General features: G+C 67.6%; 11 protein-coding genes. 8 read left to right on the plus strand and 3 right to left on the minus strand.

The window, feature by feature from the left end; all coding sequences use genetic code 11:
* Positions 1 to 5 precede the first annotated feature (5 nt).
* Entirely contained in the window at positions 6 to 1,052 is a 1,047-nt protein-coding gene (locus tag E6C72_RS21875) for an ABC transporter substrate-binding protein (RefSeq protein ID WP_109085294.1), read from the minus strand.
* Between the two features lie 54 nt (positions 1,053 to 1,106).
* Complete coding sequence (locus E6C72_RS21880; protein WP_109085293.1) at positions 1,107 to 2,225, minus strand: ABC transporter ATP-binding protein; 1,119 nt, start codon at positions 2,223 to 2,225, stop codon at positions 1,107 to 1,109.
* Between the two features lie 216 nt (positions 2,226 to 2,441).
* On the opposite strand from E6C72_RS21880, the gene E6C72_RS21885 reads away from it, so the two are divergent.
* Positions 2,442 to 3,845, plus strand: a complete 1,404-nt coding sequence (locus E6C72_RS21885; RefSeq protein WP_109085292.1) for an amidase — start codon at positions 2,442 to 2,444, stop codon at positions 3,843 to 3,845.
* A 190-nt stretch (positions 3,846 to 4,035) separates the two neighbouring features.
* On the opposite strand, the gene E6C72_RS21890 is transcribed toward E6C72_RS21885, so the two are convergent.
* Positions 4,036 to 4,731, minus strand: a complete 696-nt coding sequence (locus tag E6C72_RS21890; protein ID WP_109085291.1) for a GntR family transcriptional regulator — start codon at positions 4,729 to 4,731, stop codon at positions 4,036 to 4,038.
* A gap of 366 nt (positions 4,732 to 5,097) precedes the next feature.
* Between E6C72_RS21890 and dctP the strand changes: the two genes are divergently transcribed.
* The 7 genes from dctP to E6C72_RS21925 all read left to right on the plus strand — a co-directional run bounded on the left by dctP (position 5,098) and on the right by E6C72_RS21925 (position 12,592).
* Positions 5,098 to 6,120: a TRAP transporter substrate-binding protein DctP gene (gene dctP / locus E6C72_RS21895; RefSeq protein WP_109085290.1), complete on the plus strand. Its 1,023-nt coding sequence runs from the start codon at positions 5,098 to 5,100 to the stop codon at positions 6,118 to 6,120.
* On the plus strand, positions 6,120 to 6,680 hold the full coding sequence (locus E6C72_RS21900; protein WP_109085289.1) for a TRAP transporter small permease: 561 nt from the start codon (positions 6,120 to 6,122) through the stop codon (positions 6,678 to 6,680). Before dctP ends, E6C72_RS21900 begins: the two co-directional genes overlap by 1 nt.
* On the plus strand, positions 6,680 to 8,017 hold the full coding sequence (locus E6C72_RS21905; protein WP_109085288.1) for a TRAP transporter large permease: 1,338 nt from the start codon (positions 6,680 to 6,682) through the stop codon (positions 8,015 to 8,017). The genes E6C72_RS21900 and E6C72_RS21905 overlap by 1 nt, the downstream gene beginning before the upstream one ends.
* 52 nt (positions 8,018 to 8,069) lie before the next feature.
* The gene (locus tag E6C72_RS21910) at positions 8,070 to 9,104 is read left to right on the plus strand and encodes a dienelactone hydrolase family protein (RefSeq protein WP_109085287.1); all 1,035 of its coding nucleotides are present in this window, start codon (positions 8,070 to 8,072) and stop codon (positions 9,102 to 9,104) included.
* A gap of 86 nt (positions 9,105 to 9,190) precedes the next feature.
* Entirely contained in the window at positions 9,191 to 10,735 is a 1,545-nt protein-coding gene (locus E6C72_RS21915) for a malonyl-CoA synthase (protein WP_136700827.1), read from the plus strand.
* Between the two features lie 34 nt (positions 10,736 to 10,769).
* The gene (locus E6C72_RS21920) at positions 10,770 to 12,146 is read left to right on the plus strand and encodes a malonyl-CoA decarboxylase (RefSeq protein WP_199228725.1); all 1,377 of its coding nucleotides are present in this window, start codon (positions 10,770 to 10,772) and stop codon (positions 12,144 to 12,146) included.
* A 215-nt stretch (positions 12,147 to 12,361) separates the two neighbouring features.
* Positions 12,362 to 12,592, plus strand: a complete 231-nt coding sequence (locus E6C72_RS21925; RefSeq protein WP_109085265.1) for a hypothetical protein — start codon at positions 12,362 to 12,364, stop codon at positions 12,590 to 12,592.
* The last annotated feature ends 94 nt before the right edge of the window (positions 12,593 to 12,686 follow it).

Below are 12,686 nucleotides of genomic sequence, written 5' to 3' on the forward strand. Positions count from 1 at the left end.
GATGGTCAGACGCGGATTTCGCGGTTGAACCGCTCGATCCAGGCGGCACGCTGCTCGTTGATCTTGGCCCAGTCCTGGAACACGAATTTCTTCGCGATCTCGGCATGATCCTTGGCCAGCGTCTTGGCCAGCTCGCCCTTGATCGCGACCTTGGTGTTGGTCGGCACGATCAGATAGGGCTCCTCCATCAGCGTGGCCTGCACCTCCGGCGACAGGGCGGCTTCGATCAGCTTGAAGGCAAGCTCCTTGTTGGGGGAGTTCTTGACGATGTGGATGGTCGTCTTGAAGGCGATGGCGCCTTCCTTCGGGATGACGAACTCCACCGGCACGCCGCGCGCCTTCAGGATCTGGATGGCGTTGAAGTTGCCGGGCGAGATGTCGATCTGGCCCTGCTGGAACAGGGTGGCGAGCTGTCCGGGGTTGGCGGCGACGGCGGCGAGGCTGGGGCGCAGCGCCTCGATCGCCTTGAAGGCCGGGTCGATGTTGGCCTCCGACCCGCCATGCATCTTGGCGAGTTCCACCATGAAGCCGGTGCCGAGCGTCGAGTTCAGGTTGGTGATGCCGACGCGGCCCTTGAATTCCGGCTTCCACAGGTCGGCCCAGGAGGTCGGCGGCGTCTTGACCGTTTCCGGGTTGTAGGTGATGCCCACCACCTGGAAGAAGGGCGACGGTCCCATCGGGACCTGCGCAGCCGGGATCAGGTCCTTGTAGTAGGCACTCTTTTCGACCGGATAGGGCTCGACGAGGTCCTGCGCGATGGCCTGGAGCGCCGGGCCCGGATCATGCAGCATGACGTCGATCGGCGGGTTCGACTTGGCGGCGTTGACCTTGGCGATCTGGTCGACCGACAGCATCGGGTCGAGGACGATGTTGGCGTTGTCCGCCGCCTTGCGGAAGGCGGGGACGAGCACCGCCTTGTGGGCTTCCTCCCAGCTGCCGGTGAAGGTCGCGAAGACCAGCGGGCGCGCCTGCGCCCAGGTCAGGCCGGGGAAGGCGTGCATGGCACCCAGCGTCAGCGCCGTCTGCATCAGGTTGCGGCGAGTCAGCAGCATCGTTCACTCCTGAAGGTGAGAGGAGGTGGGCGGATCTAAGGGGCAATAAGCAGGTCAGGCCGCGGCGAAGACCGAGGCGAGGCGGGGGGCCACCGGCGCCAGCCGTACCGGCGTGCCGGGGGCCAGCAGGTCGGCGCGCTGGATGCGCGGTTCCGACACCTTGACGGCGGTGCCGTCGCCGACGCGGATCTCATGGACGACGGTGGCGCCCAGCGGCAGCCCCATCTCCACCACGCCGTTCAGCGTGTCGGCATCGGTCGCGGCCGGATCGACGCTCAGATGTTCAGGGCGCAGGCAGACGGTGACGCGGGAACCTGGCCGCAGGTCGTCCTTGGGCGCGCGCGTCTCGATCAGCCCGCCGGCATCCAGCCGCACCCGGCCGGCGCTGCGGTCGCTGTCGACCAGCACCCCGCCCAGCAGGTTGGCCGAACCGACGAAGGTGTTGACGAACAGGCTGTCGGGCGCGTCGTAGATCTCGGTCGGCGGGGAGAATTGTTCCAGGCGGCCCTGGCTCAGCACCGCGACACGGTCGGCCATCGACAGCGCCTCTTCCTGGTCGTGGGTGACGAGGATGGTGGTGATGCCGGACAGGCGCTGGATCCGTTTCACTTCGATCTGCATGTCCAACCGCAGGTTCTTGTCCAGCGCGGCGAAGGGTTCGTCCAGCAGCAGGATCGACGGGTTCACCGCCAGCGCACGGGCCAGTGCCACGCGCTGCTGCTGTCCGCCGGACAACTGGCGCGGGGTGCGGTCGCCCAGATGGCCGAGCTTCACCAGGTCCAGCATGCGCTGCGCCTCGCTGCGCTGGGTGGCGCGGTCGACGCCGCGCGCGTCCAGCCCGTAGGCGACGTTCTCGGCCACCGTCATGTGCGGAAACAGCGCATAGTTCTGGAAGACGATGCCGACCGACCGGCGGTTGGGTGGCAGGCCGTCAACGCTCTGCCCGCCGACCATCACATGGCCCTTGGTCTGGGCCAGGAAGCCGGCGATGATCCTGAGCAGGGTCGTCTTGCCGCAGCCCGACGGGCCGAGCAGGGCCACCAGTTCGCCGCCGCGGATGTCGAGCGTGACCCCGTCGACGGCGAGTGAGACACCGTAGCGTTGGGTGATCCCATCCAGGAGGAGCGTCTGCCCGCGTGGGGAAGTCGGGCCGTTGGGCGAAGCGCTGACCATGGCTGTACCATCCCTTTCGCGTTTCCGTTTTATGCGTCCTCCCTAAGCAAACAGCATGCCGATTTCAGTGTTTTTCATATATTACAGTATGATAAGTACGTTTTGGAGTGCGTTGCCTGAAGCGCGGAATCGGGTTATGCCGTCATCTTGAGCGGCGGCCGGATGCAGTTGCCGCTTTTGGCGCCATCGCCGGGACAGTGGCTGGGAGATCGATGAATGTCTGTGCAGAGCGACGGTCTGTGGCAGGACGGCGCGGCGGCCCTGGCGGCGCGTCTGGCCGGTGGGGAGCTTCCGGCACGCGCGGTGATGGAGGCGCATCTGAACCGGATCGCCGCAGCCGATCCCGATCTTTGCGCCTTTATCACCGTCGCCGCGGACGAGGCGCTGGCCCGGGCCGCGGAACTGGACGCGACGCTGGCGCGGACGGGCCGGTCCGCCGGCCCGCTGCATGGCCTGCCGGTGGTGGTGAAGGACCTGACGGACACCGCCGGCATCCGCACGACCTACGGCTCGGCGCTCCATGCTGACCATGTGCCGTCCACCAGCGACATCGCGGTGGCGCGGATCGAGGCGGCCGGCGGCATCGTCATCGGCAAGACCAACACGCCGGAATTCGGCTTCGGCGCCATCTGCCGCAACCGTCTGGCGGGACCGACGCGCAACCCGTTCGACGCGCGGCTGACCTCCGGCGGGTCGAGCGGCGGATCGGCGGTCGCCGTCGCCGCCGGCATGGCCCCGCTGGCGCACGGCACCGATTTCGGCGGGTCGGTGAGGGTGCCGGCGAGCTTTTGTGGCGTCGCCTCCATCCGCCCGACGCCGGGGCTGATCCCTTCACCCGGCCGCGCGCTGGGTTGGGACACGCTGGCGACGCATGGCGTTCTGGCGCGCGACACCACGGACTGCGCGCTGCTGTTGTCGGCGATGGCCGGCAGCGATCTGCGCGACCCGACCTCGCTGTTCGGCGACCGCGATGACGGGTCGGAAACTCGGCTGGGCGCCACCGCCGATTTCGGCGTCGCCACCGTCTCCCACGCCGTGCGGGAGCGCTTCGCCGCGGCGGTCGAGCAGTTGGAGCGGGCCGCCGGGCCGGTGGCGCGCCGCCATCCCGACTGCGGTGATGCAATGGCGACCTTCCGCACATTGCGCGCCGCGCAGATCCGTCACGCCTACGGCCCGCTGCTGGACAGTCACGGCGACAGTCTGACCGACACCGTGCGCTGGAACATCGAGGCGGGGAGCGGCATCACCGCTGACGCCTATCTGGCGGCGCAGACCGCCCGCACCGCGCTCTACCGCCGCTTCGTCGCCCTGTTCGAGGAGATCGACGTATTGGCCGCCCCGGCCTGCGGCGTGCTGCCCTGGCCGAACGAGGATGGCGAGGTGACGGTGATCGACGGGCGGCCGGTGGAGACCATCCTCGACTATCTCGGTGTCACCGCCATCGTCACGCTGATCGGTTTCCCGGTCCTGACCCTGCCGGTCGGTGGAGACGGACTGCCCTTCGGCATCCAGCTGATCGCCCGGCCGGGCGAGGAACGGCGGTTGATCCGCCTGGGTCGGATGCTGGAGCGGGAGGCCGGCTTCGTTCATCGCTGGCCGCCCGCTCTGGCGACCCGATAGAACATCGGGCTCTGTTGCAAAGCGTGCCGGCACGCGGCGGAATGGCTGGACGCTGTTGGGAGCCGAGCCGTGTCGGACTGCAAGGGGCGCCACGTCGAGGGTGAGATCGTGCTGGGGGCGGGGCGCTGGCGCCGCCGAAGAGCCGCTTTCCCCAAGCCAACCTCCGCCGGCACCGTCCGCCGTGCCGGCCTCACGCCACGTTCAGACGCGACATCCGCAGAAGCGCCATGAAGTCGGTGAAGGTGTCGCCCTGGATGGCGATATGTCCCTTGGTCAGGTCGCGCGCCCGCTCGGCCTCGCCGGCAAGGATCGCCTGCACGATGGCGTCATGCTCCTTCCACGATGCCCGCAGCCGGCCGGGGTGGCGGAGCTGGATCCGGCGGTAGGCGGCCACCCGGTTGCGCAGGGAGCGGGTCATCTCCTCCAGGTGCCGGTTGTGGCTGCCGGCATAGATCGCCTCGTGGAACCGGCGGTTGGCCTCGTAATAGGCATCGGTGTCGCCGCTGTCGATCACCTCCTCGCACCGCCGGTGCAGGGCCAGCAGCGCGGCATGGTCGGCGGCCGACATCCGGCGGGCGCACAGCTCGGCGCACAGGGATTCGAGGTTGGCCATCACCTCGAACATCTCCACGATATCCTCCAGGCTCAGCGTCGCGACGACCGCCCCCTGGCGCGGCCGCATCTCCACCAACCCGGCCGAGGCGAGCTGGGCCAGCGCCTCGCGCACCGGGGTCCGCGAGACGTTGAACCGCTCCGCAAGGGTGCTTTCCTCCAGCCGCGAACCGGGGGGAAGGCGGCCCGACGCGATGTCCTCCTCGATCAGGATGCGGAGTTGGTCCGCACGATTCTGTCTGCCGTCAGTCCGGTCGCTGCCGATGTCGCTCATTCCTGCTCCTGGCCCATTCCTGGCCATTCCTGGCATCGCACGTCCTTCGCCGGGAATTTTGCGGTGCGATCATAGACGATTTCCCAGCCCAGGCATACATCGTATCAAAAATGATTGGCCTCACGAACAAATATCGGTATACATAAGACACGAAATCGCATGCAAAAACGCCAAACCGCGATACAGGAGGAAACGATGCCCAGAAAGCGGATCTCCTCTGCCTGACCGGGGACCGCCGGAACGGCCGGCCGCCGTCCACGCCCGCATCGCCGCATCATCTTCGGCGCATCCGTTCCCGACCGACGCCCGCAATCCGATGCGTGCGGCGTTCCGGGACAATGCGCCCACCGGAAAGGCAATTGTCCCATGTCCGTCACCCGTCGCGCCGTGGTCGGCGCCGCGCTCGCCGCTCCCGCCATCATCGCCACCTCCCGCCTCGGTTGGGCGGCGGACGCCAAGGTGCTGAAGATCTCGCACCAGTTCCCCGGCGGGACGCTGGAGGAAGGTGATTTCCGCGACCGCATCGTGCGCCGCTTCGCCGCCGAGGTGGAGAAGCGCACCGCCGGCACGCTGAAGTTCGAGATTTATCCGAACTCCTCGCTGATGAAGACGCTGGCCCAGTTCAGCGCGGTGCGCAAGGGTGCCCTCGACCTCTCGCTCTACCCGCTGCCCTATGCCGGCGGCGAGGTGCCGGAGACCAACCTGGGGCTGATGCCATGCCTCGTCACCAGTTACGAGCAGGGCCGCAAGTGGCGCACCGCCCCGATCGGCGAGGAGATGAGCCGCATCCTCGACCAGAAGGGGGTCAAGCTGCTGACCTGGATCTGGCAGGCCGGCGGCACCGCGTCGCGCGCCGGGGCGGTGATGAACCCCGACGACGTCAAGGGCATGAAGATCCGCGGCGGCAGCCGCGAGATGGACATGATGCTGAAGGCCGCCGGGGCGGCGGTCAGCACGATCCCGTCGAACGAGCTTTACGCCGGCATGCAGACCGGCGCGGTGGACGCCGCCATCACCTCCTCCACCAGCCTGATCTCCTTCAAGCTGGAGGAGCTGTCGAAGCATCTGACGGTGCCCCGCGCCCACAGCTATTGGTTCATGATGGAACCGCTGATGATGTCGAAGACCATCTTCGACGGACTGACACCCGACCAGCGCAAGGTGATCGAGGACGTCGGGCTGGAGATGGAGGAGTTCGGCTACAAGGCCGCCCGCGAGGATGACGAGCGGATCGCCGCCATCTACGGCAAGGCCGGGGTCGCCACCGCCGACATGACCGCAGAGGCGGTCGGCCGCTGGACCGCGATCGCCCGCGACACCGCCTGGAAGGATTTCTCCGAACGCGTCAAGGACGGCGCCCGTCTGCTGAAGCTGGCGGAGCAGGTCTGATGTCGACGGCGGAACGCAATCTGATCCTGGGATCCGGGGCGGAGCCGGTCCTGCATTCCCCAGCGCTGCGGGCGGTCGGACGGCTGATGACCCTGATCAACCGTCTGGTGGTGATCGTCTGCGCTGTGGCGGTGGTCGCCGCCGGGCTGGTGCTGACGCACGAGGCGGTGGTGCGTTACGCGTTCCATCATCCCGCCGACTGGCAGGACGAGATGGCGGTGTTCCTGCTGGTCGGGGCGACCTTCATGTCGGCCGCCTGGGTGCAGGCCCGGCGCGGCCACGTCGCCATCGACGCGATTGCCGAACTGCTGCCGCCCGCGGCGGAGAAGGTCCGGCGCTTCCTGGCCGACGTCGCTTCCTTTGCGTTCTGCACCTTCTTTTCCTGGAAATCCTGGACCCTGTTCCATGAGGCGTGGGAGGACGGCACGGTGACGCAATCCGCCTGGGCGCCGCCGCTGTGGATCCCCTATTCGCTGATGGCGGTCGGCATGTCGCTGCTTGCCGTCCAGCTTCTGCTGCAAATTCTCGACCGGCTGCTGCCGGATGGGGAGGCACGGTGATGGGTGCTCTCGAACTCGGCCTGCTCTATGGGGCGGCCACCTTCGGCGTGCTGTTCGCCGGCATTCCGATCGCCTTCGCGCTGGGGCTGGTGGCGACCTTGTTCATGATGGTGTTCATGCCGGCCGCCTCGCTCGACACCGTCGCCCAGAACGTCTACGAGGAGATGGCGAGCATCACCCTGCTGACCATCCCGCTGTTCATCCTGAAGGGGGCGGCGATCGGCAAGTCGCGGGCGGGCGCCGATCTCTATTCGGCCCTGCACGCCTGGCTGCACAAGGTGCCGGGCGGCCTCGGCGTCGCCAACGTCTTCGCCTGCGGCCTGTTCGCCGCGATGGCGGGGTCCAGCCCCGCCACCTGCTCGGCCATCGGCAGCGCCGGCATTCCCGAGATGCGGCGGCGCGGCTATTCCGGCGGATTCGCGGCCGGCATCATCGCGGCCGGCGGCACGCTCGGCATCCTGTTGCCGCCCTCGATCACCATGATCCTCTACGCGGTCGCCGCCGAGCAGTCGCTGGGCCGGCTGTTCCTCGCTGGGATCGGGCCGGGCGTGCTGCTGGTGGTGCTGTTCGCCGTCTACGCCGTGCTGCGCTTCCGCAAGGAGAAGGCGATGGCGCTGGCCGAGGGACGGCACGACTCCCCGCTGCTGGCGGAGGAGCATTTCACCACGCGGGAGAAGCTGTCCTCCCTGCCGCGGGTGCTGCCCTTCGTCGTGCTGCTGACCGGCGTCATGGTGGCGCTCTACGGCGGCTTCGCCACCCCGTCGGAGACCGCCGGGCTGGGGGCCGTGCTGGCCCTGGCCCTGGTCGCCGTGGTCTACGGGGCCTACAGGCTCGACAATCTCGGGCTGATGCTGACCTCGACGCTGCGGGAATCGACGATGCTGATGATGATCATCGGCATGTCGCTGCTCTATTCCTACGTGATGAGCTACCTGCACATCAGCCAGAGCGCGGCGCAGGCCATCGTCGCCATGAACCTGTCGCGCTGGGTGCTGCTGGCCGCCATCCTGCTGATGGTGGTGGTGCTGGGCTTCTTCCTGCCGCCGGTGTCGATCATCCTGATGACCGCGCCGATCATCCTGCCGCCGCTGCGCGCCGCCGGCTTCGACCTGATCTGGTTCGGCGTCATCATGATGGTGGTGATGGAGATGGGGCTGATCCATCCGCCGGTCGGCCTGAACATCTTCGTCATCAAGAACATCGCGCCGGACATTCCACTGAAGGACGTGATCTGGGGCGTGATGCCCTTCGTCGGGCTGATGATCCTGTGCGTCGTGCTGCTGTGCGTCTTCCCGCAGATCGCGACGGCCCTGCCGACCTGGGTCTATGGCGGCTGACCGGCCGCGCCCGCGAAATCTCCCAAAATTCACGAAAACGGGGACCGATCCCATGCTCCTCCAGCATCGCGCCGCGCGCCGCGGCGGACTGCGCGCCCTGCTCGCCGCCGCCTTCTGCTCCGGTCTGGCGCTCGCCACCGGATCCGCGATGGCGCAGACCGCCGAGCCATCCGAAAGGGCGACCTACCCGAGCCGGGTCGAACTGCACGCCATTCCCAGCCTGACGCTCAGCGATTCCCAGTTCCTCAGGGGCGAGGCCGACGCCGGCAAGCCGGTGACGGTGGCCGGGGAGTTCCGGGTGGCGCAGGGCGACGGCAAGCTGCCGGTCGCGGTGCTGATGCACGGCTCCGGCGGGGTGGGACCGAACGTCGAGATGTGGGCGCGCCTGCTCAACGCCAACGGCATTTCGACCTTCGCCATCGACGGCTTCACCGGGCGGGGCATCGTCAGCACCTCGGCCAATCAGGCGCAACTGGGGCGGCTGAACCTGATCGTCGACATCTATCATTCGCTGGAGATCCTGGCCAAACATCCCCGCGTCGATCCCAAGCGGATCGTCCTGATCGGCTTCTCGCGCGGCGGGCAGGCCGCCTTCTATGCCTCGCTGGAGCGCTTCCACCAGCTTTGGAACCGGTCCGGCATCGACTTCGCCGGCTACATTCCCTTCTATGCGGATTGCTCGACCCGCTACATCGACGATACCAAGGTGGTGAAGCGGCCGATCCGGCTGGTCCATGGCGAGGCCGACGACTACAACCCGCTGCGCACCTGCGCCGCCCAGGCCGACCGGCTGAAGGCCGCCGGGGCGGACATCACGCTGACCACCTATCCCGGCGCGCATCACGGCTTCGACACCCCGATCATGGACGGCCCGGTGGTTTCCGCGGCGTCCCAAACGGTGCGCAACTGCCGGATCGAGGAACGCGAACCGGGCGCCCTGATCAATGCCGAGACCAACGCCCCCTTCAGCTACCAGGACGCCTGCGTCCAGAAGGGACCCAATGTCGGCGGCGATCCGGCGGGCCGGGCGGCGGCGCGGGTGGCGGTGCTCGACATGGTCAAGGCGATCATCGCCTCGCCGCCCTGAGATCGGGCAGGTCTCTTCACCCTCCCCCCAGAAACCGCCGGCCCGCAAACAGGGCCGGCTCCCTGCCCGCAGGAACGGGATCGACCATGACCGGACATCGCTCTGCCAATTTCTACGATCTCGCCGCCGCCCGCTTCCCGGCCGACACCCAGTCCCCCTTCATCGAGCTGGAGTCGGGCGTCCGCTACAGCTACGGCGATCTGGTCGCCATCAGCGGGCGCTATGCCCGCCTGCTGGCCGATCTCGGCGTGGTCAAGGGCGACCGGGTGGCGGTCCAGGTGGAGAAGTCGCCGGAAGCGGTCTTCCTCTATCTCGCCTGCCTGCGCGCGGGAGCGGCGTACCTGCCGCTGAACACCGCATACACCAGGGCGGAAATCGCCTACTTCCTCGGCGACGCCCAGCCGCGGATCTTCGTCTGCGACCCCGCCAAGGCCGAGTCCCTGGCCGAGGTGGCGGCGGAAGCCGGCGTCGGCGCCGTGCTGACGCTGGGAGCCAAGGGGGAGGGAACCCTGTCGGAGCGGGCCGCCGGCCTTGGTTCGGCCTTCGACACGGTGGCCTGCGGGCCGGACGATCTGGCGGCGATCCTCTACACCTCCGGCACCACCGGGCGGTCGAAGGGGGCGATGCTGACCCATCGCAACATCGGCTCCAACGCCGCGACGCTGCATCGGGTCTGGGGCTTCCGTCCCGACGACGTGCTGCTGCATGCGCTGCCGATCTTCCATACCCACGGGCTGTTCGTCGCGATCAACTGCACGCTGATGAACGGCTCCGCCATGCTGTTCCTGCCGAAGTTCGACGCCGACGCGGTGTTCCGCCTGCTGCCGCGAGCCAGCGTGATGATGGGGGTGCCGACCTTCTACACCCGGATGCTGGCCGAAGAGCGGCTGACGCGGGAGGGAACCGCCCACATGCGGCTGTTCGTCTCCGGCTCCGCTCCGCTGCTGGCCGACACCCACCGCGAATTCCGCGAGCGCACCGGCCATGCCATCCTGGAGCGCTACGGCATGACCGAGACCTGCATGATCACCTCCAACCCGCTGGAGGGCGACCGCATCCCCGGCACCGTCGGTTTCCCCCTGCCGGAGGTCGCGGTGCGCGTCGCCGACGAGAAGAGCGGGCAGCCGGTGGCGGATGGCGAGATCGGCGTGATCGAGGTGAAGGGACCCAACGTGTTTTCCGGCTATTGGCGGATGCCGGAAAAGACGGCGCAGGAGTTCCGCGCCGATGGTTTCTTCATCACCGGCGATGTCGGCCGGATCGACGGGCGCGGCTATGTCCACATCATCGGCCGTGCCAAGGATCTGGTGATCTCCGGCGGCTTCAACGTCTACCCCAAGGAGGTCGAGACGGTGATCGACGCCATCGACGGGGTGGTGGAGTCCGCGGTGGTCGGGGTGCCGCATCCCGATTTCGGCGAGGCGGTGGTCGCCGTCGTCCTGCGCAAGCCGGGTCTCGCAGCACCCGACGATGCGGCGGTGATCCGCATCTGCAGGGAGCAGCTCGCCAACTTCAAGGTGCCCAAGGCGGTGGTCTTCAGCGACGAGCTGCCGCGCAACACCATGGGCAAGGTGCAGAAGAACCTGCTGCGCGAAGCCCACAAGGGGCTGTTCGACCGGCACGCGGCCTGACCGGACCGGATGGCCTGACAGGCGGGAGAGGGCGATGATGGACGGGAAGTTCTTCGGCGACCTGCTGCAAACCATCGCCGACCGCGGACGGGCGCTGATCCGGCCGCAGAAGGGCGGCACCGGGCCGGCCCTTTCGCCACCCGACCTGATCGGGCTGTGTCAGGCGCTGCTCTCCGGCCGCGGCGAGGCGTCGGGCGTCGCCTTGGCGCAGGACGTGTTCGCCCGTTACCGCGCCCTGGGTCCGGAGGATCGGCGGCAGTTCCTGGCCACCCTGGCGGAGCGGTTCGGCCCCGACCGCAAGCGGCTTGAGAAGGCAATCGCCGATTATGCCGCCGACCCCGACGACCGCAGGGCCATCGAGTTGCACGTCGCCGCCGAGCCGCGCCGGCAGGAGCTGTTCCGCCGCCTGAACCTGGCCCCCGACGGCACCCATGCGCTGGTCCGCATGCGGGAGGAGGCGTTGCGCGACGCAGCGGCGATTCCCGGCTACGAGGCGGTGGACGCCGACTTCACCCACCTGTTCTCCTCCTGGTTCAACCGCGGCTTCCTGGTGCTGCGGCGGATCGACTGGTCCACCCCGGCCAACATCCTGCAAAAGATCATCCGCTACGAGGCGGTCCACGCCATCCATGATTGGGAGGATCTGCGCCGCCGGCTGGAGCCGCCCGACCGCCGCTGCTTCGCCTTCTTCCACCCCCAACTGGTGGACGAGCCGCTGATCTTCGTCGAGGTGGCGCTGACCCGCCAGATCTCCTCTTCGATCTCCGAAGTGCTGTCGGAGGAGCGCAGCCCGATCGAAGCCGATCAGGCGACCACGGCGATCTTCTATTCGATTTCCAACTGCCAGGAGGGGCTGCGCGGCATCTCCTTCGGCAATTTCCTGATCAAGCAGGTGGTGCTGGAGCTGAGCCGCGACCTGCCGGGGCTCAGGACCTTCGTCACGCTGTCGCCGGTGCCCGGCTTCGCCGGCTGGCTGGCGCGGGAGCGGGCGAAGGAGGACGGGCTGCTGTCGGCCGAGGAGCGGGTGCGGCTGGCGATCCTCGACAATCCCGGCTGGCATGCCGATCCGGCGGTGGCGGAGGGCATGCGCGCCCTGCTGGAGTCCGTCGCCGCCCGCTATTTCCTCAAGGCCAAGGCGCCGAACCGCCGCCCTGTCGATCCGGTCGCCCGTTTCCACCTCGGCAACGGTGCGCGGCTGGAGCGGATCAACCCGATGGGCGATCTGTCGCCCAAGGGGCTGAAGCAGGCGCACGGGCTGATGGTCAACTACCTCTACGACCTGCGTACCATCGAGCGGAACCACGAAAGCTATGCCGAACATGGCAAGGTCGCCGCCTCCGCCGCGGTGGAGAAGCTGCTGACCGGCGATCCGGCAGCCTCCTCCCCCGCTCCGGTCACCGAGCGCGCCTGACGGGGGCAGGAGGCTGCTGCCAGGGTGCCGGCCGCCGGATTGGCATGGCAGGGTGCCGGACATGAGCACGAGGTCCATCCTGTCTCATGTCCTTGGGTGTCGAGTGCCCGTCTACAGCGAAGCGGTGGCGCATCCACAGCCTTAGGATTAAGGCACCCCACCACCCTGTTTATCAGGAAGCCGTAAGAGCGGCCGTAAGACGGGAGGTTTGGGACATGCGTTCGATCGTCGTTTCAGTGCTTGCCAGCCTGCTGCTGTGGTCTGTCTCCCCGGTGATGGCCGACACCGTCAAGAAAGTTCCCGACGGAAATTTCGTCACGCGCGACAGCATCTTTAACCTGAACGGGTCGATCAGGAAGAATTCCAACGGTACCGGCTACGTTATTCGCGATGATCGATACAATACGACCGGCCACATTAAAAAGAACTGCTCCGAAGATGGCTGAGACATACTTGATCGAAATTTCAATACGATTGCAAAATTCGAAAAATTATTTCTAAGAAAGCAGCGTCGATGGCGGGCTGGCCGGATGATGGAAC

Origin of the sequence: Azospirillum sp. TSH100, assembly GCF_004923295.1 — a bacterium.
In the GTDB taxonomy this organism is placed as follows: domain Bacteria; phylum Pseudomonadota; class Alphaproteobacteria; order Azospirillales; family Azospirillaceae; genus Azospirillum.

What these genes read in the sequence shown, in the direction of transcription:
- E6C72_RS21890 (WP_109085291.1), bottom strand. Translation starts at nt 4,731, where the DNA reads ATGAGCGACATCGGCAGCGACCGGACTGACGGCAGACAGAATCGTGCG.
- E6C72_RS21920 (WP_199228725.1), top strand. Translation starts at nt 10,770, where the DNA reads ATGATGGACGGGAAGTTCTTCGGCGACCTGCTGCAAACCATCGCCGAC.
- E6C72_RS21915 (WP_136700827.1), top strand. Translation starts at nt 9,191, where the DNA reads ATGACCGGACATCGCTCTGCCAATTTCTACGATCTCGCCGCCGCCCGC.
- E6C72_RS21875 (WP_109085294.1), bottom strand. Translation starts at nt 1,052, where the DNA reads ATGCTGCTGACTCGCCGCAACCTGATGCAGACGGCGCTGACGCTGGGT.
- E6C72_RS21900 (WP_109085289.1), top strand. Translation starts at nt 6,120, where the DNA reads ATGTCGACGGCGGAACGCAATCTGATCCTGGGATCCGGGGCGGAGCCG.
- E6C72_RS21880 (WP_109085293.1), bottom strand. Translation starts at nt 2,225, where the DNA reads ATGGTCAGCGCTTCGCCCAACGGCCCGACTTCCCCACGCGGGCAGACG.
- E6C72_RS21910 (WP_109085287.1), top strand. Translation starts at nt 8,070, where the DNA reads ATGCTCCTCCAGCATCGCGCCGCGCGCCGCGGCGGACTGCGCGCCCTG.
- E6C72_RS21925 (WP_109085265.1), top strand. Translation starts at nt 12,362, where the DNA reads ATGCGTTCGATCGTCGTTTCAGTGCTTGCCAGCCTGCTGCTGTGGTCT.
- dctP (WP_109085290.1), top strand. Translation starts at nt 5,098, where the DNA reads ATGTCCGTCACCCGTCGCGCCGTGGTCGGCGCCGCGCTCGCCGCTCCC.
- E6C72_RS21905 (WP_109085288.1), top strand. Translation starts at nt 6,680, where the DNA reads ATGGGTGCTCTCGAACTCGGCCTGCTCTATGGGGCGGCCACCTTCGGC.
- E6C72_RS21885 (WP_109085292.1), top strand. Translation starts at nt 2,442, where the DNA reads ATGTCTGTGCAGAGCGACGGTCTGTGGCAGGACGGCGCGGCGGCCCTG.